General features: G+C 63.2%; 22 protein-coding genes. 9 read left to right on the top strand and 13 right to left on the bottom strand.

The window, feature by feature from the left end; translation table 11 throughout:
- Window positions 1-212 precede the first annotated feature (212 nt).
- Window positions 213-2,120 carry a 3-dehydroshikimate dehydratase QuiC gene (quiC, locus tag ACZ6YA_RS03035; protein WP_465895315.1) on the bottom strand — a complete coding sequence of 636 codons (1,908 nt, stop codon included), beginning with the start codon at window positions 2,118-2,120 and terminating at the stop codon, window positions 213-215.
- A 419-nt stretch (window positions 2,121-2,539) separates the two neighbouring features.
- Here quiC and ACZ6YA_RS03030 point away from each other — a divergent pair, with 419 nt between their 5' ends.
- The gene (locus tag ACZ6YA_RS03030) at window positions 2,540-3,913 is read left to right on the top strand and encodes an MFS transporter (RefSeq protein ID WP_465895314.1); all 1,374 of its coding nucleotides are present in this window, start codon (window positions 2,540-2,542) and stop codon (window positions 3,911-3,913) included.
- Between the two features lie 124 nt (window positions 3,914-4,037).
- Here ACZ6YA_RS03030 and ACZ6YA_RS03025 read toward each other — a convergent pair whose 3' ends face one another.
- The 5 genes from ACZ6YA_RS03025 to ACZ6YA_RS03005 form a co-directional block, all read right to left on the bottom strand.
- Window positions 4,038-5,450 (bottom strand): DOPA decarboxylase, encoded by a 1,413-nt coding sequence (locus tag ACZ6YA_RS03025; RefSeq protein WP_465895313.1) that lies wholly within the window; start codon window positions 5,448-5,450, stop codon window positions 4,038-4,040.
- A gap of 81 nt (window positions 5,451-5,531) precedes the next feature.
- Complete coding sequence (locus ACZ6YA_RS03020; RefSeq protein WP_465895312.1) at window positions 5,532-6,476, bottom strand: LysR family transcriptional regulator; 945 nt, start codon at window positions 6,474-6,476, stop codon at window positions 5,532-5,534.
- A gap of 137 nt (window positions 6,477-6,613) precedes the next feature.
- Window positions 6,614-7,327 (bottom strand): YebC/PmpR family DNA-binding transcriptional regulator, encoded by a 714-nt coding sequence (locus ACZ6YA_RS03015; protein WP_465895310.1) that lies wholly within the window; start codon window positions 7,325-7,327, stop codon window positions 6,614-6,616.
- Window positions 7,328-7,421: 94 nt separating this feature from the next.
- Window positions 7,422-8,813 (bottom strand): FAD-dependent oxidoreductase, encoded by a 1,392-nt coding sequence (locus ACZ6YA_RS03010; RefSeq protein ID WP_465895308.1) that lies wholly within the window; start codon window positions 8,811-8,813, stop codon window positions 7,422-7,424.
- 14 nt (window positions 8,814-8,827) lie between these two features.
- Complete coding sequence (locus tag ACZ6YA_RS03005; protein WP_465895307.1) at window positions 8,828-10,144, bottom strand: MFS transporter; 1,317 nt, start codon at window positions 10,142-10,144, stop codon at window positions 8,828-8,830.
- Between the two features lie 245 nt (window positions 10,145-10,389).
- Between ACZ6YA_RS03005 and ACZ6YA_RS03000 the strand changes: the two genes are divergently transcribed.
- Entirely contained in the window at window positions 10,390-11,274 is an 885-nt protein-coding gene (locus tag ACZ6YA_RS03000; protein ID WP_465895306.1) for a LysR substrate-binding domain-containing protein, read from the top strand.
- Window positions 11,259-11,624, top strand: a complete 366-nt coding sequence (locus tag ACZ6YA_RS02995; protein ID WP_465895304.1) for a DUF2784 domain-containing protein — start codon at window positions 11,259-11,261, stop codon at window positions 11,622-11,624. Before ACZ6YA_RS03000 ends, ACZ6YA_RS02995 begins: the two co-directional genes overlap by 16 nt.
- Here ACZ6YA_RS02995 and tam read toward each other — a convergent pair.
- Entirely contained in the window at window positions 11,621-12,397 is a 777-nt protein-coding gene (tam, locus tag ACZ6YA_RS02990; protein WP_465895302.1) for a trans-aconitate 2-methyltransferase, read from the bottom strand. The genes ACZ6YA_RS02995 and tam overlap by 4 nt on opposite strands.
- Window positions 12,398-12,503: 106 nt before the next feature.
- Here tam and ACZ6YA_RS02985 point away from each other — a divergent pair, with 106 nt between their 5' ends.
- The gene (locus ACZ6YA_RS02985) at window positions 12,504-12,671 is read left to right on the top strand and encodes a hypothetical protein (RefSeq protein WP_465895336.1); all 168 of its coding nucleotides are present in this window, start codon (window positions 12,504-12,506) and stop codon (window positions 12,669-12,671) included.
- 3 nt (window positions 12,672-12,674) lie between these two features.
- Here the strand turns inward: ACZ6YA_RS02985 and ACZ6YA_RS02980 are convergent, their stop codons facing one another.
- Window positions 12,675-14,084: an amino acid permease gene (locus ACZ6YA_RS02980; protein ID WP_465895301.1), complete on the bottom strand. Its 1,410-nt coding sequence runs from the start codon at window positions 14,082-14,084 to the stop codon at window positions 12,675-12,677.
- A 470-nt stretch (window positions 14,085-14,554) separates the two neighbouring features.
- Between ACZ6YA_RS02980 and ACZ6YA_RS02975 the strand changes: the two genes are divergently transcribed.
- The gene (locus ACZ6YA_RS02975; RefSeq protein WP_465895300.1) at window positions 14,555-15,979 is read left to right on the top strand and encodes an aminotransferase-like domain-containing protein; all 1,425 of its coding nucleotides are present in this window, start codon (window positions 14,555-14,557) and stop codon (window positions 15,977-15,979) included.
- A 201-nt stretch (window positions 15,980-16,180) separates the two neighbouring features.
- Here the strand turns inward: ACZ6YA_RS02975 and ACZ6YA_RS02970 are convergent, their stop codons facing one another.
- The 3 genes from ACZ6YA_RS02970 to ACZ6YA_RS02960 are packed head-to-tail and all read right to left on the bottom strand — an operon-like array spanning window position 16,181 to window position 19,766.
- Window positions 16,181-17,203 carry a histone deacetylase family protein gene (locus ACZ6YA_RS02970; protein ID WP_465895299.1) on the bottom strand — a complete coding sequence of 341 codons (1,023 nt, stop codon included), beginning with the start codon at window positions 17,201-17,203 and terminating at the stop codon, window positions 16,181-16,183.
- Window positions 17,203-18,441, bottom strand: a complete 1,239-nt coding sequence (locus ACZ6YA_RS02965; protein WP_465895298.1) for a Zn-dependent hydrolase — start codon at window positions 18,439-18,441, stop codon at window positions 17,203-17,205. The genes ACZ6YA_RS02970 and ACZ6YA_RS02965 overlap by 1 nt, the downstream gene beginning before the upstream one ends.
- Window positions 18,442-18,461: 20 nt before the next feature.
- Entirely contained in the window at window positions 18,462-19,766 is a 1,305-nt protein-coding gene (locus ACZ6YA_RS02960) for an MFS transporter (protein WP_465895297.1), read from the bottom strand.
- A 155-nt stretch (window positions 19,767-19,921) separates the two neighbouring features.
- On the opposite strand from ACZ6YA_RS02960, the gene ACZ6YA_RS02955 reads away from it, so the two are divergent.
- The 3 genes from ACZ6YA_RS02955 (at window position 19,922) to ACZ6YA_RS02945 (ending at window position 22,347) form a co-directional block, all read left to right on the top strand.
- The gene (locus tag ACZ6YA_RS02955; RefSeq protein ID WP_465895296.1) at window positions 19,922-20,830 is read left to right on the top strand and encodes a LysR family transcriptional regulator; all 909 of its coding nucleotides are present in this window, start codon (window positions 19,922-19,924) and stop codon (window positions 20,828-20,830) included.
- 24 nt (window positions 20,831-20,854) lie between these two features.
- Entirely contained in the window at window positions 20,855-21,652 is a 798-nt protein-coding gene (locus tag ACZ6YA_RS02950; protein WP_465895295.1) for an SDR family NAD(P)-dependent oxidoreductase, read from the top strand.
- 152 nt (window positions 21,653-21,804) lie between these two features.
- Window positions 21,805-22,347: a WYL domain-containing protein gene (locus ACZ6YA_RS02945; protein WP_465895294.1), complete on the top strand. Its 543-nt coding sequence runs from the start codon at window positions 21,805-21,807 to the stop codon at window positions 22,345-22,347.
- On the opposite strand, the gene ACZ6YA_RS02940 is transcribed toward ACZ6YA_RS02945, so the two are convergent.
- Both ACZ6YA_RS02940 and ACZ6YA_RS02935 read right to left on the bottom strand, forming a co-directional pair.
- Complete coding sequence (locus ACZ6YA_RS02940; RefSeq protein ID WP_465895293.1) at window positions 22,344-23,063, bottom strand: hypothetical protein; 720 nt, start codon at window positions 23,061-23,063, stop codon at window positions 22,344-22,346. The two genes, ACZ6YA_RS02945 and ACZ6YA_RS02940, sit on opposite strands and share 4 nt — an antisense overlap.
- Before the next feature lie 79 nt (window positions 23,064-23,142).
- On the bottom strand, window positions 23,143-23,886 hold the full coding sequence (locus ACZ6YA_RS02935; protein WP_465895292.1) for a sulfite exporter TauE/SafE family protein: 744 nt from the start codon (window positions 23,884-23,886) through the stop codon (window positions 23,143-23,145).
- Between the two features lie 223 nt (window positions 23,887-24,109).
- Between ACZ6YA_RS02935 and ACZ6YA_RS02930 the strand changes: the two genes are divergently transcribed.
- The gene (locus ACZ6YA_RS02930; RefSeq protein WP_465895291.1) at window positions 24,110-26,578 is read left to right on the top strand and encodes an RHS repeat-associated core domain-containing protein; all 2,469 of its coding nucleotides are present in this window, start codon (window positions 24,110-24,112) and stop codon (window positions 26,576-26,578) included.
- Window positions 26,579-26,595: the final 17 nt, after the last annotated feature.

The raw sequence follows: 26,595 nt of genomic DNA, 5'->3' as shown, positions 1-26,595 counted from the left end.
TGCTCCCACTCGTGCTCATGGCACCTGCGGCACTCAGCTTGTCATTCACCGCTCTCACTCCAGATTCTAATCCCTCTTCAAGACACAAGCGGCTTCAGCCGCGAACACCGGCGAAGCCGGTGGCATAAACCGCGTCGCTTTGTTCGCGGCTGAAGCCGCTCCCACTGGGGTCATACTGCTTCAAGCAAGATAGTCAGTACGAAGTAACTCCATTACAGCACAGGCTTGCGCACCGCCCCGCTGCGCCGCTTGGCCATCGCCGCCAAGCGCACCGCCACGTTCGCCGCGCCATATCCGACATAACCGCCTTTACGCTGGATGATCTCGAAGAAGAAACGGTCCTCAAACGACTCGGTGTAAACGTGGAACAACTCACCACCCTGTGCATCACGGTCATAGAGCACGTTGTAATAGGCCAATTCGCTGAGAAACTCGTCGTCGAAATCGAAGCGCGCCGCCAAATCGTCGTAGTAATTCAGCGGGATTTCCAGTAATGGCACACCCGCTTCCTTGGCCCGTGCCACTTCCTTGAAGATATCCGCGCAATCGAAGGCAATGTGATGCACGCCCGAGCCGCGATAGCTGGACAGTGCATGGGCAATCGCGGTGTTACGGTTTTCCGAGATGTTCAGCGGCAAACGCAGGCTGCCGCACTGGCTGCGCAACGCGCGGCTTTTCACCAGGCCGTAGGGATCGGGCAGCACCACTTCGTCATCGGCGGCAAAGTCGAACAGGCTCTTGTAGAACAGCACCCAACTGTCTAGCGACTCGGCCGGCAGGGCCAGGGCCATGTGGTCGATGCGCTGCAGGCCGCCGCTGGCAGTTGCGGCTGGGTCCAGGCGAAAATCGGTGTCGTACAGCGACGGGCCTTCCTTGCCCTGCTCCACCAGGTAGATCAGGCTGCCGTCCGGGGCGCGCACGGCAGGCACTTCGCACTCATTCGGGCCGACCAGGCCGCGAAATGGCTGGCCGCGCAAGTCAGTGGCGCGCTGCAGCGCGGCGTGCTCATCCTTGACCCGCAGGGCGGTGGCGCACAACGACGGGCCATGGGCCTCGAAGAAGTTGTGGCCGAAGGAGTAGGGTTCTGCGTTGAGCACAATATTGATGTCGTTCTGGCGCAGCAGCCGCACATCCTTGCTGCGGTGCTTGCCGGCTTCGGCAAAGCCCAGGCGCTTGAGCCAGCCGCCCAGGCGCGCACCGACGGCTTCGTCGACGGCGAATTCGAGGAACTCCACGCCGTCATAGGCACTGGCGGCGGGCGGCGCGAACAGCACGCCCGGTTCGATGGTGGTGCCTTCCTGCTGCAGGCGCAGGCGGGTCTGTTCTTCGAGGTACAGCAGCGAGCGCAAGCCATCAGCGGCGTTCTGCCGGGGCGGTGCGGCGCGGAAACCGTCGTTGAAGATTTCCAGCGACAGCGGGCCGCGATAGCCTGTGGCGAGGATCGGCGCTAGGAAGCCGGCCAGGTCCATTTCGCCCTGGCCCGGGAAGCAGCGGAAGTGGCGGCTCCACTCCAGCACGTCCATGGCCAGGATCGGCGCGTCGGCCATCTGCACGAAGAAGATTTTGTCGCCAGGGATGTCGCGGATCGCGGCCGGGTCGCCCTTGAGCGACAGGGTGTGGAAGCTGTCGAGGATCACCCCCAGCGCCGGATGGTCGGCCTGGCGCACCAGGTTCCACACTTGCTGGTAGGTGTTGACATGGCGGCCCCAGGCCAGGGCTTCGTAGCCGATACGCAGGCCGCGCTTGCCGGCGTGCTCGGCGAGCAGCCGCAGGTCGTCCACCAATAGCTGTTCTTCACCCAACGCATCGGCCTGCACGTTGCTGCACACCAGCACCAGGTCGGTGCCTAGCTCTTGCATCAGGTCGAACTTGCGTTCGGCGCGGTCGATGTTTTTCTGCAGGCGGTCGCGGCGGCAGCCTTCAAAATCGCGGAAGGGTTGGAACAGGGTGATGGCGATGCCGAGGTCGGCGCACATCTGCCGCACTTCGCGCGGGCTGCCGGCGTAGTAGAGCAGATCATTCTCGAAGATCTCGACGCCGTCGAAACCGGCGGCGGCGATGGCTTCGAGCTTTTCCGGCAGGGTGCCGCTCAAGGACACGGTGGCTATCGAACGCTGCATGGTGGAGTTCCTTGTTATGGGGGCTACGGGGCTGGAAGTCCGCGGTTCTTCTGTATCGGCCTCTTCGCGGGCAAGCCCGCTCCCACAGGTACGGTGCGGTGCCTGTGGGAGCGGGCTTGCCCGCGAAGAGGCCGGTACAGGCAAGAGACCATCTGACTTCTTGGCACGATCGATTATTCGCAGGTAAAGTCACGGCAGCAATTACTTTGTACGGAACAGTTAGTTTTGCGTTCGATTACCGCACAAAACCCGTTTCGGCGAATTGATTCACTGCCACCGCTGAACAACCATGTGATCGCACGCAGGCACATCGACAGCCACCCAGCGCAGCAAATACTCCCGATAGCGATCGCACGCCCAGCACCTGCCTCAAGGCAACGCCAGCTGTGCGATCACCAACAAAAACAACGGAGACAACAATGGCCCACTCTAGCTCTCAAGCCAAGAAAGCGACCGCCAGCGGATGGATAGGCTCAGCACTCGAGTACTACGACTTTTTCATCTATGCCCAGGCTGCGGCGCTGATCTTCCCGCAGATCTTCTTCCCCAACACCGACCCGAAAATGGCCATCATCGCCTCGCTGGCCACCTACGGCGTGGGCTACCTGGCCCGCCCGGTCGGCGCCTTCGTGCTCGGCCACTGGGGTGACACCCGCGGGCGCAAGAACGTGCTGCTGCTGTGCATGTTCCTGATGGGGCTGTCGACCATGGCCGTCGGCCTGCTGCCGACCTACCACGACATCGGCCTGCTCGCCCCGGCCCTGCTGGTGGTGCTGCGCCTGGTCCAGGGTTTCGCGGTGGCCGGTGAAATCTCCGGCGCCAGTTCGATGATCATGGAGCACGCCCCGTTCGGCCGGCGCGGCTACTACGCCAGCTTCACCCTACAGGGCGTGCAGGCCGGCCAGGTGCTGGCGGCAGCCGTGTTCCTGCCGCTGGCCTACTTCATGCCGAGCGAAGCGTTCAACGACTGGGGCTGGCGCATTCCGTTCCTGATGAGTGCGGTGGTATTGATCGCAGGCTTCATCATTCGCAAGGAAGTGCACGAAACCCCGGCGTTCGTTAAGGAAGAGAAGCAGGACAAGGTCGCCAAGTCGCCGATCAGCGAAGCTTTCCGCCACAGCTGGAAGCACATGGTGCTGGTGATGTTCATGGCCCTGATGAACGTGATCCCGGTGGTCGCGACCATCTTCGGGGCGGCCTACGCGGTGCAGCCGGCCTATGGCATCGGCTTCGACAAGAGCGTTTACCTGTGGATCCCGGTGGTGGGCAATATCGTTGCCGTGTTGGTGATCCCCTTCGTCGGCAACCTCTCCGACAAGATCGGTCGGCGCCCGACCATGATCGCCGGTTGCCTGGGCTCGGGCCTGCTGGCCTTCGTCTACCTGTATGCGATCAGCATCCAGAACGTGCCGCTGGCCTTTGCCGCCTCGATCGTCATGTGGGGCATGGTCTATCAGGGTTACAACGCCGTGTTTCCAAGCTTTTACCCGGAGCTGTTCCACACCCGCTACCGCGTCTCGGCCATGGCCATCGCGCAGAACATCGGCACCATGCTGACCGCCATGCTGCCTGCGCTGTTCGCCCTGGTGGCGCCGCCGGGTTCGGAGAACATTCCGTTGGTGGTCGGTGGGCTGGCGTTCTTCATCACCTGCGTGTGTGCGCTGGCGGCCTATATCGCGCCGGAGACACATCGTTTGGCGATGGAAGATCTGGGTAATCCACAGGCCAAGCCGATGGCGAAGGAAGCCTTTGAGGCGAGCCGCAAGGGGAGCTTTGAGGCGGTGAGCAACTGATGGATCGTTGGGGCTGCGTTGCGGCCCATTCGCGGGCAAGCCCGCTCCCACAGGTCAACTGCAGCGCGGTCTCTGTGGGAGCGGGCTTGCCCCGCGAATGGGCCGCAACGCGGCCCCAACGATGTCAGCCTTTGATCACTTCCTGCAACCGCTGCCACAGCGTCTCGACATGCTCGCGCTCGGTCGGCAGCGCCCCAACCGACACCCGCACCATCCAGCGCCCATTCAGGGTCGCCGGCGTCACGTAAGCATCGCCTGAAGCATTGAGCCGCTCGGCCCATGCCCGGGTATGCGCATCCAGCGCCTCCCCCTCCACCCCTGCTGGCCGATGCTGAATGCACAGCGTCTGCAGCTGGACCGGCGCCAACAGTTGCCACTCTGCAGCCGCCTCCACCTGTTCAGCCAGCCAATGGGCATTGTCCAGGTCACGACGCAAACGCTGCTGCAACGCCTCAACGCCTTCGCTGCGCAACATGAACCACAATTTCAACGCACGGAAGCGGCGGCCCAGCGGGATACCCCAGTCGCGCAGGTTCTTCACCTCGCCGTCCACCGCCGACTGCAGGTAGCTCGGGTTGGTGCTCATCACCCGGATCAGGTGCTGCGGGTCACGCACGTAGTAGATCGAGCAATCGAAGGCCACACCCAGCCACTTGTGCGCGTTGACCACCACCGAATCGGCCAGCTCGATGCCGTCCCACATCCAGCGACACTCGGGCAGGATCATCGCCGAACCGGCCATGGCCGAGTCGACGTGCAGCCACAGGCCCTGGGCTTGGGCAATTTCGCCGATCGGTCGCAGCGGGTCCAGTGCCGTGGTAGTTGTGGTACCGGTGGTGGCGACCACCGCGCAGGGCTGATTGCCGGCGGCAAGGTCCTGCGCGATAGCGGCCTGCAAGGCGTCGGGGCGCATGGCGAACTGCGCGTCGGTGGCGATCAGGCGGATGTTGGCGCGGCCGAAACCGGCCAGCAGCGCAGCCTTGTCCACCGAACTGTGGGCGTGGGCGCTGACATAGACGATCAGCGGTTTTGCCTCGGCCTGCAGGCCGCCACGCACCAATGCGTAGTCGGTGGTGCGCTCACGGGCACTGATCAGCGCGACCAGGGTGCTGGTCGAGGCAGTGTCCTGGATCACCCCGCTCCACTGTGCCGATAGGCCAAGCAGTTGGCGCAGCCAGTCGAGGGTGGTTTCCTCAAGCTCGCTTAGCGCCGGGCTGGATTGCCACGACAGGCCGAGTACGCCAAGGCCCGTGCTGAGGAAGTCGCCAAGCACCGATGACAAGGTGCCATTGGACGGGAAGTAGCCGTAGAAGTCCGGGTGCTGCCAGTGCGACAGGCCCGGCATGACCAGTTTATCGACGTCGTCGAGGATTGCCTCGAACGGCTCGCCCTGCTGTGGCGCGCTTGCCGGCAAGGCGCCCTTGAGATAGCCGGGCTCGACCTGGGCCATGACCGGGCGCTCGCCGACCGTCTGGCGGTAGTCGGCGATCAGGTCAATCAGTTGGTGGCCGTACTGGCGAAATTGTTCGGGGGTCACGCGCGGTCTCCTGTGGGCGGGTTTGTGCCGACAGTCTAGGCGCCCGCCCCCTGTCGAATAACCCCGCTTCGCGCATACCTGCTATGGCAAACCCGCATGCCCACCCTGAACGCCAAACTGCGACTGGCGCCACAGCTCGAATACCCGGTTGCGCAGCCAGCGGTGCTCGGCCGACGCCTGCAGGCGCTGGTGCCACACCACCCAATAGCGCTGGGTATGCTCGACGAAGCCCAAAGGCCGCCAGGCCAAGGCATGCAGGCGGCACAACTGGCGGGCGATATGCTCGGGCACGGTGGCCAGCGCCTGGCTGTTGGCAATCACCTGCACCGTGGCTGAGAAGAACGGCACTTCCAGGCTCACCCGCCGCTGCAGGCCCTGGGCGCGCAGGTGGCGGTCGATGAAGCTGTCTTTGTCGCCGCCACCGGAGATGCGCACGTGTTTGAAGGCCAGGTAGTCGTCCTGGCCCAGCACCTCGCAGGCCGCGAGTGGATGCTCCCGGCGCATCAGGCACACCGCCCGGTCTTCGCCGAGCAGGCGCCCGTGCAGGTTGGGCGGCGACTCATCGAACAGTGTGGTGGCCAGGTCGATCTCGCCACTGGCAAGCATGGCGTACTGGCCGGCCTGCCAGGTGCGGTATTCGATGCACACGCCTGGGGCTTCCTGCTCCAGCGCGGCCACCAGCAGCGGCAGCATGTGCTCGGCGACATAGTCGGACGCGGCCAGGCAGAAGCGCCGCTCGCAGCGGGCCGGGTCGAAGGCGGCGGGTTGGCGCAGGGCCTGGAGTTCTTCGAGCACCTGGCGCAGGGGTTCGACCAAGGCTTCGGCGTATTCGCTGAGCACGTAACCGCGGCCCTGGCGCACCAGCAATGGGTCGTCGAAGGCATCGCGCAGATGGGCCAATTGACGGCTCAGGGCCGACTGGCTAACGCCCAGGCGTTCGGCGGCGTGGCTGAGGTTTTTCAACTGCAGGAGGCAGTCGAGGGTGCGCAGGTGGGCGAGGCTGAGGGAGGCGAAAGTTGGGTTCATCTGCCATTCCTGCTGAAATTTCACTGGCCCATTCGCGGGCAAGCCCGCTCCCACAGGTACACCACAGTTCTTGAGACCAGTGGTTTACCTGTGGGAGCGGGCTTGCCCGCGAATGGGCCGCAAAGCGGCCCGGCTTATTAAGCGGTCAGACCCACGTAGACGTTCTGCACGTCATCGTTCTCGTCGATCGCCTCAAGAAACGCTTCAACCTCAGCCAGCGCTTCAGCACTCAGGCTCGCCGCACTCACCGGATTCTTCGGGGTGTAGCCAATCTTCGCCGAAGTAACAGTGAAACCCTGCTCCGGCAGCGCCTTCTGCACTGCATCAAGGTCGGTGGTGTCGGTGATGAACAGGGTCGAGCCCTCTTCTTCACCTTCCTCGAAGTCCTGTGCACCCGCTTCGATCGCAGCCATTTCCGGGTCGGCGTCGTCGCTGGCAGGGGTGGCTTCGATCAGGCCGACATGGTTGAAGTCCCAGGCCACCGAACCGCTGGCACCCAGCTGGCCCTTGCGGAACAACACGCGGATCTGCGCGACGGTGCGGTTGACGTTGTCGGTCAGGCATTCGACGATCAGCGGCACCTGGTGCGGCGCAAAACCTTCGTAGCTCACCGCGTGGTACTGCACGGCATCACCGTCCAGGCCGGCACCCTTGCGGATCGCCCGGTCCAGGGTCTCGCGGGTCATCGAGGCCTTCTTGGCCTGGACGATAGCCAGGCGCAGGCGCGGGTTCATGTCGGGGTCGGCGCCCGACTTGGCCGCAATCTGGATTTCCTTGGACAGCTTGCCCATGATCTTGCCCTTGGCATTGGCAGCTGTTTCTCTATGCTTGGCTTTCCACTGTGCGCCCATGTCGACTCTCTTGTTTCAGCGGCCAGTTCAGGAAGCGACCGGCCAAAAGTGGGAGCAGTTTATACGCCCTCGCGCCTGTGATCGACAACAAATCTCACGCCTTGTCGGCCTTTCCCGCCGCCGCCGCGAAGCGCGCCAAGCGCACGTCCAGGTGGCGTGGCCGCACGCCGCGGTCTTCAGCCCGCTCCTTGCGGCGGATGGCATTGCGCACCAGCAACGAGCCCAGGTAGCGGATCGGCTCCGGCGGGAACAGGCCCAGCGGGCCTTTGACCAGTGGCGAGCGTGTCCACGGGTTGTCCAACCCCAGTGCCAGCGACGAGAGAATCTGCCCACCCATGTGGCACGGCCCGACCCCGCTTCCGGAATAGCCGAAGCCATAGAACACATTACCCTGCCCGTCCAGACGGCCAAAGAATGGCAGCCCGGTCACCGAGCGATCCGATGGGCCGTTCCAACTGGCCGCAAGCGGTACGTCGGCCAGCGCCGGAAAGAAATTGCCCAGGGTTTCGCCCAGCAACGGCCGATACGGCGACGGCTGGTCGAACAGCGGCAACATGCGCCCGCCATAGGCGAAGGTGTTGCCGCCCTTGCCAAGCATCAGGCGGCCGTCGGAGGTGTTGTGGTAGTAATGCACGAAGATGCGCGAGTCGAGCACGCTGATGCCGTTGTTTAGGCCGATTTCGCGGAGCAGCTCGGGGCACGGTTCAGTGATGACCATGTCGCTGGAGACGATCGCCACGCTGCGCTCGAACTGCGGGAAGGCGCGCGCCATCCAGGCATTCAGGCCAAGCACCACGCGGTCGGCGCGCACTGTGCCATGGGCCGTGCGCACCTGCGCCGGGGCGCCGTGCTCAAGGCCAGTCATGGCCGTGCCTTCACAAATGCGCACGCCACGCTGCAAGGCCACCCGGCGCAAGCCCCGCACCAGGCGGCCCGGCTGCACGGTGGCGGCGGCTGGTGAGAACCAGCCCTCCAGATGCCGCGCCGAGCCAGCCAGACGCTGCACATCCTCGAGCGCAAGGCGTTCGAACGAATTGATTCCCCTCTGTTCCAGCGCCGCGATCACTGCATCGGTAGCGCCGACCTGGGCTTGGTTGGTGGCCGTGTACAAAGTACCGTCCAATCGATAGTCACAGTCGATGCCATGAGTGGCACAGAAATCGCCAATCGCGCTGATGCTGCGCTCCGACTCGCGCACCAGGCGCACGGCTTCGGCCGCACCAAACAGGCGTTCGAGGGTGAAATACTTGGCCGACCAGGACAATGCACAACCGCCGTTGCGGCCACTGGCACCCGCGCCGCAGATATCCGCCTCGATCAGCAGCACGTCCAGCGCCGGCACCGCCTCCTTGAGCATCAGCGCGGTCCAAAGGCCCGTGTAGCCACCGCCGACGATGCACACGTCACAACGGGCATCGCCCTGTAGCGGCGGGCACACCGCGTCCTGCTCCGAATCCAGGGCCTGTTGCAGCCAGAAGGGTCTCATTCGCTCGCTTTCCTCTAGGTACGCAGTGGCTTGATCGCCATGCTGGTATTGGGTGCCACGTCATTGACCTGGGGCTGGCTGGCCGGGCGGCTGTTCCAGTGCGGCAGCAGCACCAGGGCCGAGAACAGCGCGCAGCCGGCGAACACGATGAACACCGTGACGCTGTCGAAGTAACCGGGTAGCAGGCCGCCGAGCACCGCACCCACCGAGCCACAACCGTTGACGAAGCCAGCCGCCGTGGCACCGGCCTTGGCCGTGCCAAAGTCGATGGCCGCCGCGCCACTGATCATCGAGTCTGGCCCGTACAGGGTCAGGCCCATCACGAACAGCAGGCCCACCACCATGACGATGCTGCCGCTGTGCATGGCGGCCATGAACAGCGCCAGGGTCACGGTGAGCAACAGCAGGCTGATCACGCAGGCGGGCATGCGCCGAGCTCCGAACAACTTGTCCGAAGCCAGGCCGATGATGATCGGTCCGAGCAGGCCGGCCAGCTCGAACGCGGTGGGGATGATCGCCGCGCCGACCTTGCCCACTGAGGGCATCTGCTCGAAGACGATGACCGGGCCCCACAGCAGAATGGCGTAGCGTGCCGGCTTGAGCAGGAAGTACGCCAGGCCCAAGGTCAGCACTGTGCGATTGCGCAGGATCTCCCGTAGCGGCGCCCAGATGCTGCACAGGTTGCCGGCGGGCGCCATGCTCTGCGGCTCGGGTTCGACCGCTGGCAGCCCAACATCCTCAGGCTTGTTGCGCTGCAGGAAGAAGAACAACACCGCCACTGCGGCTACCACTGCGGCGCTGGAGAAGAACGCCGCGTGCCAGGTACCCACCAGGGTATAGGCCCACCAGCCGGCGAACGGCGAAGCGACCAGGCCGCCGAAGGCATAGCACGAACTCCACAACCCCAGCACTCGACCGCGCTGTGAAGCCGGGAAGAAGCTGCCGATGTTCTTGCACAGCCCGGCCCAGCCGGTCGACTGAGCCAGCCCCTGGATCAGCATGCAGGTGGCGAAGATCGGGAAGGTCGCGTAGCTGCCCATCACCACCGCCGCGACGGCTGAAATCAGCAGCCCCCCGAGCACCACAACGCGCGGGCCGAAACGGTCGGCAAGCATGCCCCAGGTGAACTGGCCCACGGCATAAGCCGCCAGATAGATGGCGTCGAGGTTGGCCATGGCGGCCTTGTCGAGCATGAATGTCGGGTCTTCACCGATGCCGAGCTTAGCCACCGAGAAGGCCTTGCGGGTGAAGTAGAAGGCGGCATAAGCCAGCCAGGTAATGGCGAAAATCTGGATACGCCAGCGCTTCAGCGCGGCTAGGGATTGGTTCATGTCGACTCTGACCTCTTGCTCAAGTGTGCCGGCAGATTGTTAAAAAACGCCTGTCTTGTTGTTGTGTTGCGCACTGCATGACGTGGGCTCGTCATTGGTCAGATGGCGCAGGTTTGCGCGCCATGGCCCAGCGGTCGCGTGTGGCGGCGACCCTGGGTTGAAATCCATGGAAACAGTTGCTGACTGATAAATAAAATCGATTTATCGTATTTCACACATAAGCCCAGCTTGTTACTGGAGTGTTCATGTCGGTGTCCCACGCTCAACTCAAGGCCTTCCACGCGGTGGCCGTGCATGGCAGCTTCACCCGCGCGGCGGAAAAGCTGTTTCTCACCCAGCCGGCGATATCCGACCAGGTGCGCAAACTGGAGGAGCGCTTTAGCGTGTTGCTGTTCCACCGCAACAAGCGCTCGGTGCACTTGACCGACCTGGGCGAACGCCTGCTGGGCATCAGCCAGCGCCTGTTCGCCTGCGAGGCCGAAGCCCATGAACTGCTGCATGACTCCCGCGCCCTGCACACCGGCAGCCTGGTGCTGGCGGTAGATGCCCCAGTGCACGTGCTGCCGCAAATTGCCCGGTTCTGCCAGCGCTACCCGGGCATTCAGGTCAAGGTGGAGACCGGCAATACCGACGAATCCCTCGCCCGACTGTTCAGCTATCAGGCAGACCTCGCGCTGCTGGGGCGCGATGTCGACGATGAGCGGTTGCACTGCGTGCCGCTACGCCGCGACCCGATGGTGGCCTTCGTGTCACACAACCACCCATGGGCCAGCCGTGGCTCGATCAGCCTGGCCGACCTCGACGACACACCGCTGGTGCTGCGCGAACCGGGCTCGGTCACCCGACAGACGTTGGAGGAAGAAATGCAGCGCGCCGGGCTGCGGATTCGCCCGGCCATCCAGGTCGAAGGTCGGGAAGCGGCGCGCGAAGCGGTGGTGGTGGGGATTGGTGTGGGCGTGGTGTCGGCTGCCGAGTTTGGCGCGGATGCCCGGGTGTGTGCGCTGCCGATCACCGATTGCCAGCGGCACCTGACCGAGACGCTGGTGTGCTTGAGCGAGCAGCGTACGCGGCGGGTGGTGGCGACCTTTCTGCAGATGGTTCAGGAAGCGTTGCCATGTTCTTCCGTCTAGCCGCTGACGCCCTGGTGCTGCTGCACCTGGCCTTCATCCTGCTGGTGCTGTTCGGTGGCCTGCTGGTGCTCAAATGGCGCCCAGCGCTGCCCATTCACCTGCCCGCGCTGGCCTGGGGCCTGGCGGTGGAGGGCCTGCACCTGGAGTGCCCGCTGACCGACTGGGAAAACCGCATGCGCTTTGCTGCGGGCGATGCCGGCTACCCTGGCGGCTTCGTCGAACATTACATCTGGCCGCTGATTTACCCGGCAGGGCTGACGCCGCAGGTGCAATGGCTGCTCGGGGCCATCGTGCTGCTGCTCAACCTCGGCATCTACGGGTATGTGATCTGGCGTTGGCGCCGAACCTAGCGGGTTGCGATCACAAACAACCGAGGGAACGGCAGCAGCACGTTTCCGTCTGTGGCCGGTGGGTAGTCGCGCTGCATGGCCTGCAGGTACATCTGCAGGAAGTCCGTTTGCTCCTGCTCATCCAGTTTCGCCAGGTAAGGCCTCAAGGCCGAGCCTTTGAACCATTCCACCACCGCCTCGGCGCCGCCGGGCAGCGGGTGGTGATAGGTGGTGCGCCAAACATCCACCCGCGTGCACAGCGGACTCAACAGGTCGTAGTAGAACGCCGCGTTGTGCCGCGGCGGGAGGCTGAAGTCGGCGAACTTCTCGGCCCACGGGCCGCGACCGGCGATCTCGCGCAACTGGCGGTGGGCCGGCTCGTCGAGGTTGTCCGGGGTTTGCACGGCCAGGCTTCCCCCTTCACTCAACTGGCGAACCAAGTGCGGGTACAGTGAGCCGTGGTCGGGCACCCACTGCAGCGAGGCATTGGCCAGGATCAGGTCCTGCGGTTCGGGGGCGGTCCAGTCGCTGATGTTGGCGATCTTGCAACTGACCCTCGGGATTTTCAGGCGTTTGCGTTCGCGAGCCTTGTCGATCATGTCCTTGTCGCTGTCCAGTGCCGTCACCTGGGCATCCGGGCAGCGCTGCAGCAGCACTTCGGTGGAATTGCCCGGGCCACAGCCCAGGTCGGTGGCGTGACGCACCGGGCGCGGCGGCACGGCGGCGAGCAGGTCGCGTACGGCGCGGGTGCGCTCGTCTTCAAAGAGGGAATACTGGGTGGCGGACCAGGCCATGGGGGGCTCCTTTGGGCGGGCAATGTGCTCAGCATAAGCCATGTGCCCGCGAAGAAGCTGTAAGTTCCAGTCTATGCTTTGGGTCAGCCTCACCCTGCGTATGCCCATGAAAAAATTTCTGACCCTCGCCCTGCTCGCCCTGATCGCCGCCGCCGCCCTTCTCGGCTCACCGTGGATGAACGGGCGTTTTCACATGCCGGCAGAAAAAAACCCGGCTCAACAACGCGAAACGGCCGGGTCCACGCGGGAGCCGGCCGTTTCCAACAACCACTAGCGCTTAGTGTGTCTTGGCGCTGCGAATCTGATGCACCACACCCATGGCCACCACGACGGCTGCGGCGATACCGGTGGAGATCACCAGGATCTGGTAGTCAGGCATGAAGGCCATGGTCACCAGCGCGGCGACGATGAACGCGATCACCAGGTAGGTCAGCCACGGGAACAGCCACATTTTCAGGCGAACTTCCTTGCCTTCGGCGATCAGCTTGCGGCGCATGCGCAGCTGCGAGAAGGCGATCACCAGGTACACCAGCAGGGCGATCATTCCGGTGGTGTTCATCAAGGTGTCCAGCACGTCTTTCGGGCGCAGGGTCTCGCTGAAGTTGATCAGCGCGCAGACCACGGCCACGGCGCACGAACCGATGATCGCGTACACCGGTACGCCGGTACCGGCGCGGGTGATCTTGAAGAACGACGGCGCGTCGCCACGCTGGGCCAGGGAGAACAGCATGCGCGAAGCGGTGTAGTGGCCCGAGATCAGGCAGCTGCTCACCGAGGTCAGCACCACGAAGTTCATCAGCAGCTCGGCGTACGGCACGCCCAGCAGTTCCAGGGTACGGCGGTAGGCACCATAGCCGGAAACGCCCAGGTGCGGGTCATTCCACGGTACCAGGCAGACGATCAGGAAGATCGAGCCGACATAGAACAGGCACACACGCCATACCACCGAGTTGGTGGCCTTGACGATCTGGGTGGCCGGGTCCTTGGCTTCGGACGCTGCGATGGTGACGATTTCGGCACCGAGGAAGGCGAACATCACCCCGAGCAACGCACCGATAACGGTGGTAATGCCATTGGGCATGAAGCCTTCGGCGGTCAGGTGGGTGATGCCGCGCACTTCACCGAACTGCCAGACGTTCATTACCGCAGCGGTACACACGATCAGGAAACAGACGATCGCGATCACCTTGATCAGCGCGAACCAGAACTCGAATTCACCGTAGTGCTTGACGTTGAAGAAGTTCACGGTGATCAACAACAGGGTCGTGGCCAGCACAAACACGTTGACGCTCACATCCGGGAAGAAGCCATGCAGGATCTTGCCCGCCACATAGGCTTCCCAGGCCATGAGGATGACCCAGTACCACCAGTACAGCCAGCCGATGGTGAATCCGGCCCAACGGCCAATGGCGCGGTCGGCGTAGGTGGAGAACGAGCCGGTGTCAGGCGAGGAGGTCGCCATTTCACCCAGCATGCGCATGATCAGTACCACCAGGATGCCGCCGGCCAGGTAGGCTAGGACCGCAGCTGGGCCGGCGCTGTGGATCACGCTGCCGGAGCCGACGAACAAGGCGCCGCCGATAACCCCGGCGATCGACATCATCGTCAGGTGGCGCGACTTGAGCGAGGCACTGAGTTTGCTCTCGTGCCCGCTTTTCGCGGAGGTGGTTGTGGATGTTGCGTCCATCAGTTGTGTACCCCGTGCTTCTTTTTATCCAAGGAAATCTGCGAGGCCGCGATGGTCATCGGCTTCGCCTGTACATCAGTGCTAATGCGGGCAGGAGGTGTGCGGTTACACACGCAGGCCTTCCGTGGCGGCCTGCTGACGCGCCCCAGGGTTTGTACGAAAAGTGCCTGCGCGACGATCATGCTGCGTTGAAAACAGGCTCGGGATGCTCACTGACAACCAGTCAACTCCGCTTCCTCGCCTGTTTTCGCCTTGCCTGATCGCCGCTCGGCGACTTTTAGTGCAAACCCTAGGGTTTGCCCCTCGGGCGAACTGAACATGCTTTATGTGGCGATATCTGACACCTAATGTAAAAATGTCCGACAGATAGAGCCATGCACAGTGGCATGAATCTCGCACTGCACTGTACAGGTCGGCGATGCAATACACCCTGCAGGCGCTTGACGTTACGCACCCCTCAAGGCCCCCGAATGCTTGAATTACATCCAGACTCCTCGACGCCGCTGGTCAACCAGATCATCGACGGGCTGCGCGAGCTGATCGACAACCAGACGCTCAAGCCTGGCGCTAAAGTGCCGTCGATCCGCGCGTTCGCCTCGACGTACTCGGTGAGCACCTTCACCGTGGTCGAGGCCTACGACCGCCTGGTCGCCCAGGGGCTGCTGGTGAGCAAGGGCAACGCCGGGTTCTTCGTCAACCGCGCGGCGGCCGAATTGCTGGACACCCACACCGCCGATGCCGACGCCAGTCGACCATCGTTCAACTCCGAGTGGTACCTGCAGCAGATTTTCGAAACCCGCCAGCTGCCGTTCAAGCCAGGTTGCGGCTGGCTGCCCAACGACTGGATGTACGAAGACGGCCTGCGCCGGGGCTTGCGCCAGGTGGCGGGCAGCCCGCTGGAGCTTTCAGGCTATGGCGACCCGATGGGGCTACCGGAATTGCGCGCACTGACTGCGCAGAACCTGCAGCAAGAGTTGTCGATCGTCGCCAATACGGCGCAATTGATGCTTACCCACGGCGCCAGCCAGGCCTTGGACCTGGCCGTACGCACCCTGGTGCGCCCCGGTGACGTGGTGCTGGTGGACGACCCCGGCTATCCCAACCTGATGAGCATCCTGCGCACCCAGGGCGCCACCCTGATTGGCGTGCCGCGCACCCCCAACGGCTACGACCTCAACCACCTGGAACACCTGCTGGCGCACCACCGCCCGACGGCTTTCTTCACCCAACCACACCTGCACAGCCCAACCTGCTCGCGCACCCCGCTGCCGCAGCTGCACCGACTGCTGCAATTGGCCAGCCAGCACGGTTTTCGGCTGGTGGAAAACAATCTGTACGCCGACATGGTCGCCGAACCGCAGCCGTGCCTGGCCAGCCTCGACCATCTGCAGCAGGTGGTTTACGTGGGCAGCTACTCCAAAAGCATCTCGCCCAACGTGCGGGTCGGTTATCTGCTGGGCAACCCCGAACTGATGCAGAAACTGTTGCATTTGAAGATGCGCTCGGGCCTGACCACCTCGCAGGTGATGGAGCGCGTGGTGTATGCCGCGATCATCGACGGGCGCTGGCGCAAACACCTCAAGCGTTTGCGCCAGCGGTTGGCCGAAGCGCATCAGGAAGTGGGTCGGCACCTGCATCGTTTGGGCTTTGAATTGTTCATCGAGTCCGACGAAGGAATGTACATCTGGACCCGCCACCCGGCGATTCCGGACAGCGCGGCGTTGCTCGACGATGCGCTGGAGAAAGGCATCATGCTCGGGCCTGGCCAGTTGTTCATGGTCGATGCCAAACCGACCGGGTGGATGCGCTTCAATGTGGCGTTCAGCACCGATCCGGCGATGTGGGAGCTGCTGGAGAAGGTGCTTGTGAAACACGTACGGCGTGCGGGGCTGTAGTAAGGGGTTGAAGCTTATGGGGCGCCAGCACCAACCGACATTTCGAGACGTACCAACAAGGCTGGCAACTGTGGCTTATCAGGCAATGGCACGTTGCAACAAATGTGGGAGCGGATTTATCCGCGATGCGCCGCGCGGGCGGCGCTCGATTTCATCATCGCTGAAGATTTTTAGACAGGCTGGTCTCGGCCCAACTTCCGTTTAACGCCAAGCCGCCTTATCTGCAAAGAACGCCTGCGCATTCGCCTCCAGACTCTCCAGGTGATACCCCCCCTCCTGCACGATCACACACGGCAACCGCAACGCCCGAATCCGCTCGCCCAACTCGGCAAACCCCGCCGTCGTCACCGCTACCTTGCTCTGCGGATCCAGCTCGTAGATATCGAACCCAAGCGACAACACCAGCACCTCGGCGCCAAAATCCCTCACCGCATCCAGGGCAATATCCAGCTGCGCCATGAAATCCGCCTCGCTGGCCCCATGCGCCATCGGCAAGTTGAGGTTGTACCCCTCCCCCACGCCGCTCCCATGTTCATCCTCGAACCCAGCAACACCCGGGTAGAAGTTCGTCGGATCACCATGGGTCGACACATACAGCACATCGTTGCGCTCGTAGAAAATCTCCTGAATGCCCTGCCCGTGATGCATGTCGGTATCTAGGATCGCCACACGGCGGTAGCGGCTGCGTAGGGCCTGGGCGGCGACTGCGGCGTTGTTGATATAGCAGAAACCGCCTGCAGCATCAAAGCGCGCATGGTGCCCCGGCGGACGGCACAGGGCATAGGCAGCAGGCTCGCCATCGAGAATGGCCTGAGCAGCGGCTACCGCGCTCTGCGCCGACCAGTACGCTGAATGCCAGGTGTGCTCACCCACCGGGCAACTGCCGTCGGCCAGGTAACGTCCGGCCTGGGCGAGGATGCCGCGCAGGGCATTAGGTTCACGCACGAAGATGTTCGACATGACTTCATCACCCCAATCTTCGGGGACTTCTTTCCAACGCGCGTGGGCTTCTTCGAGGAAGGCCAGGTAGGCTTCCCCATGCACCGCCTTGAGCGGCTCGAGGCCGGCGTCGACAGGCTGACGGATATCGAAGCCGAGGTCCTTGGCCGCCTGCAGCAGGCGCTGGGCGCGCTCGGGGACTTCCTGCGGGGTGCGCATGGCACCGCGTGAGTAGTAACTGCGCGGGTGGTGCAAAAGCTGTTCGGGGTGGAAATAGCAACGCATCAGGCTTCTCCTTCTACTCGGCCGGCGCGGGTCAGCACGGCGTTGAGCAGTACATCGGCACCCTGGCGGGCATCCTCGGGCAGCACATCTTCGGCTTCGTTGTGGCTCAGGCCGCCGACGCAGGGGATGAACACCATCGCCGTCGGGCAGTAGCGGGCCAGCAAGATGGCGTCGTGGCCAGCGCCGCTGACGATGGATTGCTGGGTATAGCCAAGGCCGTCCACCGCCTGTTGCACGGCTGCCACGCAATCAGCGTCGAATGGGGTCGCCGGACTGACCCAGTGGCGCTTGATACGCACCTGCAGGCCGCGCTGGGTGGCGATCGCTTGCAGTTTTTGACCGAGTTCGCGCTCCATGGCTTCGATGGCCTCGTCACGGTGGTGACGCAGGTCGACAGTAAAGCGCAGCACACCAGGGATAGTATTGCGCGACGACTTGGCGATCGACAGCTCGCCCACGGTCGTCAGGCCTTCGGGGGCGAAGTCGGCGGCCAGCTGCTCGACAGCCTGAATCATCTGCGCGGCGCCATACAGGGCGTCCTTGCGCAGCGGCATCGGCGTGGTGCCGGCGTGGGCCGCCATGCCTTCGACGGTCACGTCCAGCCAGCGAATCGCTTGGCCGCCGCTGACCACGCCGATGGCCTTGGCGTTGTCTTCGAGGATCGGACCTTGCTCAATGTGCGCTTCGAAATAGGCATCCACCTTGCCGCCCAATGGGCGCTGGCCGGCGTAACCCGTGCGCTGCAGTTCATCGGCCACACTGATGCCGTCGGCATCGCGAATGGCCAGGGCCTGGTCCAGCTCCAGAGAACCGGTGAACACCGCCGAGCCGAACATGGCTGGGGTGAAGCGCGCGCCTTCCTCGTTGGTCCACACCGCGATTTCCAATGGCTTGCGGGTCTGGATACCAAGGTCGTTGAGGCAGCGCACCACTTCAAGGCCCGCCAGTACTCCGTAGACGCCATCGAAACGGCCGCCTTCAGGTTGAGTGTCGAGGTGGCTGCCCATCATCACCGGTGCAGCGTCCGGGTCGCTGCCGGGGCGGCGGGCGAACAGGTTGCCGATGGCATCCACATTCAAGATCAGGCCAGCCTCGCGGCACCAGTGGCTGAACAGTTCACGGCCGGCTTTGTCCTCGTCACTCAGGGCCAGGCGGCAGTTGCCGCCGCGGGCGGTGGCGCCGATTTCGGCCATGGCCATCAGGCTCGCCCACAGGCGTTCGCCGTTGCTTTTCAACATGTGTGATTACTCCAGAAAATTCAGGCCAGTTCCAGGCGCTGGCTGTGGGCGTACTGGCGCGCCAGGGCGAGCACGCAGACCAGCGAAATGGCCGCGATCAAGCTGTAGAACACCGCCATCGGCCACCACTGGCCGGTGAAGGTGTGGGCCAGCCAGGTGCCGATCAGTGGCGTAAGGCCGCCGGCAATGGCGCCGCATACCTGGTAGGCCATGGAGATCGCGGTGTAGCGCACGCGGGTTTCGAACATGCCGCTGACGTAACCGGCGATCACCGCGTAAAACGAAGCCATGCACGCCGCCGCCAAGGCGATGCCGAGCACGATCAGCGGACCTTGGCCAGAGCTGACCAGCACGAACATCGGGTACGGCGAGGCCATCGCGAGCAAGGCGACCAGGGCCAGGAAGCGCGTGGCACCGATTTTTTCCGACAGCCATGCGGCCAGCGGCTGCACGCAGAACTGGATGACTGCCACGAAGAACAGACATTCAAGGATCAGCGAGCGTTCCAGGTGCAGTTGCTGGGTGGTGTAGCTGATCATGAAGGTGTTAGTGAAATAGACCCCGGCAATGCCCAGGGTATTGGCGCCGATGCACAGCAGCAGCGGGCGCCAGGCAGTGCGCAGCACCTCCAGCACGGGCGCCTGCTCTTTGCGCTGGGCCTTGGCCGCCTGCTCGCGGCTGGCGATGAACTCGGGCGACTCGTTGACCCCGAGGCGGATCGCCAGGCCCACCAGCAGCAACAGTGCGCTGGCCAGGAACGGCACGCGCCAACCCCAGCTCATCAGGTCTTCTTCGGGCAGCCGAGTGACTGCACCGAACGCCAGCAGGGAAAGGATCAACCCCGCCGGGCTGCCCAGCTGGGCGAACGAGGCAAAGAAGTTGCGCCGGCCCTTGGGCGCATGCTCGCCGGCCATCAATACCGCCCCACCCCATTCGCCACCCACGGCAATGCCCTGCACGACGCGCAGGATGATCAGCAGCACCGGCGCAGCAGCGCCAATCTGCGCATGGGTCGGCAACAGGCCGATGCAAACGGTGACGATGCCCATCATCAGCAAGGTGATGACCAGCGACTTCTTGCGCCCGATGCGGTCGCCTACATGACCAAAGACGATGCCACCCAACGGCCGGGCGAAGAAGCCCACGGCGAAGGTACCGAACGCGGCCATGGTGCTGAACAGGCTGTTGTCGGAGGGGAAGAACAACGCACCGAACACCAGCGCGGCGGCGGTGGCGTAGATGTAGAAATCGTACCATTCGATCATGGTGCCGATGAACGCGGCGGCGGCGGCACGGCGCGGCTGGGGCGAAGCGGTGGGCTTCATGGGGGGCTCCTTTGCTTGTTTTTTTGGCAGGAGTTGATCGGGACACGGTGGCGCTCTGAGGGCGCCTGGCTGAGATTTATCGTCTCGGGGCTATGATTAGTCAATTTTCTATTTATTATTCGCACTATTAGCCACGCTTATCATCGAGCCTCCCCATGTCCGACCGCCTGCTCAACGACCGCCTCGACTGGAACCTGCTGCGCACCTTCCGAGTGATCGGCCAGGAGCTGTCCATCAGCCGCGCCGCGGCGCGGCTGCACCTGACTCAGCCAGCCGTTAGCCAGGCGCTCAAGCGTTTGGAGGAGCAGCTTGGGCGCCAGTTGATCGCCCGTCGCGGGCCGCGTTTCGTGCTGACCGACATGGGCGAGCAGCTGTTCCTGCTGGCCGGCGAGGTGTATGGGCAGATGTCGCAGATCGGCGGCCTGCTGGAGCAGCCGGCGGACGAACTGGTGGGCAAAGTGCGCTTGCTGATGATCAGCCGTATCGTCAGCGAGCGCTTCGACGACTTTCTCGCCGACTTCCACCGCCAGCACCCGCGGGTGGATGTGGAGATCGACGTGATGCGCAGCTCTGACATCGTCGCCGCGTTGCAGGAGAAGACTGCCACCGCAGGCCTGAGTCTGAACCGCCGGGCACAACCACGACTGGAGCAACGCCTGTTTCTGCGCCAGCGCTATGCGTTTTTCTGTGGCAAGCACCATGCCTTGTTCGGCCAGGCGCAGAGCGATCTGCAGCGGGAGAATTTCGTCAGTTTCACCAGCGACCAGATTGGCGGGATGCTCTCGCCGCTGACCATCTTCCGCGACCAGCAGGGGTTTTCCGGCAGGATCGTGGCATCATCGCCGAGCCTTGAAGAAGTACGCCGGCTGGTAATTGCCGGCTTCGGCATCGGCTGCCTGCCCGAACATGTGGTGGCGGAAGATGTGGCAAATGGGCTGCTATGGAAGCTGCCGCCGCAGGAAGGGATTGCGGACGTTGATATCCACCTGCTGTGGAACAGAGAACAGCGGTTGAGCCGGGCTGAAGAGGTATTTATCGAGGCGCTGCAGGCCAGTCTAGACTGAGAGATCCATTCAGAGGACGCGCCCATGAACATCGACCTCGGCGGACGCACCGCCATCATCACCGGCTCGACCGGCGGTATCGGCCTGGCCATCGCGCGAGGCCTTGCCCGTGCGCATGCCGACGTGGTCATCGCCGGCCGCAACCAGGCCTCGCTCGACGCGGCACTGGCCGACGTGCGCGCCCGGGCTGGACGGGGCCAAGTCCATGGCGTGGTTGCCGACCTGGGCACTGCTGCAGGCGCCCAGATTCTGTGCGCCGCCCAGCCGACGGCCGACATCCTGGTCAACAACCTGGGCATCTATGACGGCGTCGATTTCTTTGAAGTGCCCGACAGCGAGTGGGCTCGGTTCTATGAAACCAACGTGCTGTCCGGCGTGCGCCTGGCCCGTCACTATGCCCCCGGCATGGTCGACAACGGTTGGGGCCGCATCCTGTTCATTTCCTCCGAATCCGGCATCGCCATTCCGGCCGACATGATCAATTACGGTGTGACCAAGGCTGCCAACCTGGCAGTGTCCCATGGCCTGGCCAAGCGCCTGGCGGGTACTGGTGTGACGGTTAACGCCGTGCTGCCGGGCCCGACGCTTACCGACGGCGTGAGCGCCATGGTGGCCGATGCCGCCAAAGCCTCGGGCCGCAGCATCCGGGATGAAGCCGACCACTTCGTGCGTACCGCACGGCCCAGTTCGATCATCCAGCGCGTCGCCGACGTCGATGAAGTGGCCCACCTGGTGGTGTACCTCGCCTCTACTTTCGCCTCCGCCACCACCGGCGCTGCCCTGCGAGTGGACGGCGGAGTGGTGGACAGCTTGGCTATCTGAATTCATCAAGCTCGTAAGCAAGAAAAGCACAGAGCAGGGATGCTTTGCACTATCAGACGGCTGGAACTTGGATCCGATCTGCTGAAAGAGTATGCTCACGACAGTAGCCATATGCCATCACGCACCGCAACTAGCTTTCAAGGACGAGCCCTTTGCCCAGCCACCCCACCCGCCACACCATCGCCCGCCAGTGGCAACTGCTCAAACTGCTGCCCGACCGCCACCCCGGATCGAGTTCGACACAGCTGCAAGCGGCATTGGCCAAGGCAGGCCACGAGACCAGCAAGCGCACGGTAGAGCGCGACCTCAATGAGCTGGCGGCGTTGTTTGCGCTGCGCTGCAATAACAAGGGCATGCCCTACGGCTGGTACTGGCAACCGGGCCTGAGTCTGGGGGAAGCCCGGCAGTTGCAGCCGGATGTGCTGTCCCCCGCGCAGCAGATCGAACTGAACGCCTGGGTGGATGACGCCCTCGCTCGGCGGTTGGAGCAGCAGCCGCTGTCCGATGACATGCGCCTCGCCCCTCATGGCGCGGGGGGTGCGACGCTGGATGCCACGGTCAACGACAGCCGCGCACTAATGGGCTGGCTGCTGTCACAGGCGGGATCCATTCGTGTGCAGGCGCCTGAAGACTTGCGCATGGCCATGGTCGAGCAATTGCGCCAGAGCCTGGCCTTGCATGACTGCGTCGGCTAAGCACGGCGCCTCGTGAGGCAGGCGTAGCCCAGGCCTACCAAGCTGAGCACCAGCATACCCATCAGTACCGTCAGCTCACGGCTGTACCGCGCTACCCACGCCGGGAAGCCGACGAATTCGCGATAAATTCGTACATCCGCCGCGCCATCGGCATGGCTGATGCTAGTACCCCCTTGGCGGATCTGTGAGTAGTCGGCGTCGAAATAAACCCAGACCTTGCACTCCCCGCCCGGCTCGATGGCGGGGATCTCGACCATGGCCGTGGCGGTCTCGATGATCGTGTCATTACCAGCGGCATCGCGCACCTGCACCAGGCCTTTGGCCGGCAGGCGGATCTTGACCTCACGCACCTCGGCGTCGCCGCTGTTGCGCAGGTCGATCAGCAGGCCAGTGCGGTGGTCCACCAACCCGGCCTCGAACGGCTTGGCGAACAGTTGGGCATAGGGTGCCTGCGCCAGGTCGATTAGCCTGTCGACCTGGTCTTGATTCAATGCCCCTTGGCCAATGCTGCTGATACGCGGCTGCAAGCGCTCGTACTTGAGCTGTTCGCTGGCCTTGCTGATGCGCTCGCTGAACTGGCTCGGGTAGGTCAGATAGGCATAGGTCAGGGACGCTTCAAGGCGCGCGTTGTCCTTGAGCGCCACATAGGCCACCAACGCGAGCATCAGGCCAAGCAACAGGGCTACGAGGAGTTTCCCGACTTTATCCCAACTCAACGGTGTGTTTCCTTCTGTCACGGCACGGGCGGTTCAAGGGCCCCAAAGGGTGCCAAGTTCAACGCCGCCAGGCAAGCGCTCAGCGGCTCAGCAATTGCGGTAGCGATGCCATCAGCATGGCGATGCCGGATAACGTCAGCAAACCCAGCACCACCCGACGGAATGTCATTTCGCTGATACCCAGGTACACCCGCGTACCGAGCAAGGCCGGCAGCGTCATGGCCAGCAGCACCACGCCGAACGACGGCAACATGTCGCGGGTGACAACCCCGGTGCCAAGGTAGGTGAGCATGGTTACCAGCAACATCGACAGGTTGAAGTTCTGGATCACCGCGCGCTGGGTGTCACGCTCGAAACCGCGCAAGGTGCACCACAAGGTAGGCACCGTGCCAGTAAAACCGCCGATGCCGCCCAGCGCCCCGCCGAGCATGCCCACCGCGCCATCGGCGAGGCGGTTGCCAGGCAGGCGCGGCATGCGCGGTGCCAACAGCATCAGCGGGCACCACACCACCAGCAGTGTGCCGAATACGGCCTTGAACCAGAGCATATTCAAATACGGCAGTACCCACACCCCCAGCGGAATGCCGGCCAGGCCACCGAGCACGAACGGCCACAGCAATGGCCAGCTGAAGCCCCGGCGTACGCTGAACACCGCGATCAACTGCCCGGCAAGGCTGCCAAACACAGTCAGCGACGCGGCCAAGCGCGGTTCCAGGCCCCAGGCCCAGAACGACATGGCGACCATGCCGAAGGCGAAACCTGAAAGGCCCTGGACGAAACCGGCGACGACGGCGCCGAGGGCGATGAGATAGAGCGGATCCATGATGATCTCATTTGCTGTGTGACTCAGTGCCATACCATGTCAAAGGGTGAAACAAATGTCTGCAACGCGCGCCTGATTTTCCCTTTTGGTTTTCGCCCGGCATTCGGAGAGCTGCAGATGGACCTGACATTTTTGCCAGGTGTGTGCCCGTGGGCGGCACATTATCCTCTCACCACAGACGCGCAAGCTAACCCAAAGGTCCGCTCAGCTGGAGATTAAGCCTATGCAATCTTCATTCAATCTGGCGACCCAGACCTTCGACGGTCTCGGCCGCCAACTCAGCGTAGAAGTTGGCGGCCGTACCACCGCCTACCATTACGCCATCGGGCAAATGCCCCCCAGCGCCAACACACTGGCCGATGGCCAACGCGTCGACTTCGCTTACGTGGCCGAACTGGACAACCTGGTCAGGCAGATCAAGCCAGACAACGAACCTGCCAACGACTTCACCTACGACCCCAAGCTCGCCCTGATAAGCACCTCGACCGGTCCGCTTGGCCGGCAGACGATGGCCTACACCGCTGGCGGCAAACCCAAGACCGATACCTGGACCGTCGACGGCAAAGACCACACCACCACTTGGCGCCACAGCCTGTCCGGGCTGCTGCTGGGCTTCGAGGACGCCAGCCAGGTCGACCACCAGCGCCAGCACGATGCCTTCGGCCGCGTGCGTCAACTGGTGGTTGGCACCGTCACCTGCGACATCACCTACGACGCGCTGTCCCGGCTCAGCAGCTATACCACCCACGACAGCGCCAGTGGCAACCAACTGGTGCAAACCCTCACCTACGACAGCATGGGCCGTGAGCATACCCGAACCCTTGCCGCCACCGTTTCCGGTGTGACCCGGACCGAAGCGCAGACCCTGACCTACACCGACCTCGACCAGGTCAAGGCACGTCACTGGAAAGACGACAGCCGCGAGGGCACCGAGACCTTCGCCTACGACCAGTTGGGCCGTTTGCACACCTATTCCGCCGACGCTGCGGTGGCGCCGCTGGACCCGTTCGGCAACCGGGTGGTCAAGCAGGTTTTTACACTCAACGCACTGGATGGCTACGACACGGTGATCAGTACCTTCGCCGATGCCAGCGTGGATGAAGCCACCTATCGCTACGACAATGCCAAAGACCCCTGCCAGGTCAGCGCCATCGACCATACCCATAAAGACTGGCCGACCACGATCACCCTGACCTACGACCTACGCGGCCGTCTCGCTTCCGACACCTTGGGCCGTACCCTGACCTGGGACGCCCAGGACCGTGTCACCCGCGTCGAATACAAGGGCCAGGTATGTAAATATGCCTATGACCCCAGCGGCAACCTGTGTGACCGTACCGTCGACGACGTACTCACCCGCAGCTTCCACAGCGCCGATCAGTTGACCCATGAACGGACCGGCAATAACGAGCTGCGCCTGATAGGCGACGCCGGCCAGCTGCTGGCCCTCGACCGCCTCACCCTCGGTGTGCGTCAGGGCAACGCTACCCTGCTGGGCTGCGATGCCCAGGGCAGCGTGCGCATCGAGGCCGACGACGCCGTGCGCACCCGCCATTACACCGCCCATGGCGCCGAAAAAAACCCGCCAGACCAGGCAGCCAACCCGTACGGTTTCGCCGGCGAACGCCGCGAGCCGCTGACCGGCTGGTACATCCCCGGCGGCTACCGGCCTTACGACCCGCTGCTGATGATCTTCCTCGCACCGGACAGCGAAAGCCCGTTCGGCCGTGGCGGGATCAACCCCTATGCCTATTGCGCGGGCGACCCGGTCAACCGCATCGACCCGGATGGCCACAGCTGGGTCAAATGGCTGGTCTTTGGCATTACCACGGCGCTCGCCGTGGTCGGCACCGTCGCCACCTTCGGCGCGCTGGCCCCTGCATTCGCACTCACCGCTACCGGCGTCATGGCGATGGGGGCCGCAACTTTAAGCGCTGTCTCTTTGGGGACCGGGGTTGCTTCTGAATTGCTCACTGCGATGGACAAGGACGAGAAGACCGCCGGTATTTTGGGGTGGATTTCACTAGGGACCGGAATAGCCAGTGCCGGGTTGGAGATTGGGCCCAAGGCTGCGGCAAAGGGATCGAAACTTATCCGAACTCCAGGAAGAGGGATGAACAAAATCGCAAAAGGGGGAGGTTCCTCTAAAGCTGCAGCATCCACATCTACGCTGTCTATGCCCGCTAATCCCAGCAGGCAAGGCCCATCTCAGGTCATTTTCAAGAATAAAAAAGGCGTTACCGATGAGGCCTATCATCCTGACTACCTTGGATCGGGAATGCCTGCCTTTGAAACACATGGCGCTCCTGCGGACCTGAATAGTCGCCTCATGAACTCGACAGGCAAGATGCGACCGGCTAAAGAGGTAGCCCTGGAAATAGAGAGCTGGCTTTCGCACTATCAGCATCCGCCAGGCAAGCAGTTTATTCTTCTTGCTTGTAACGGCGGCAGCTCTGGCGCTGCACAAGTAGTTGCCAATGTAACAGGGAGGCGGGTCTGGGCTTATTCCAAGACTATACTTGTGGACGATCTTACGATCCCTGGACGCATCACCAGAGCCCAATCCAATAATGTTTATACCAACCTGCCCTTGGAGCAGCGATCACTGTTTGATCGTCTCACATCATCTGGAGAGTTTTCCCACTATCCTCATCTCAGAAGAGCACGCGCCAAATATTACGACCCTAGGTAGAGAACCCACAAGATCAT

Source organism: Pseudomonas sp. NPDC090752, assembly GCF_055584805.1.
This window is presented reverse-complemented; position numbering and strand designations above follow the sequence as displayed.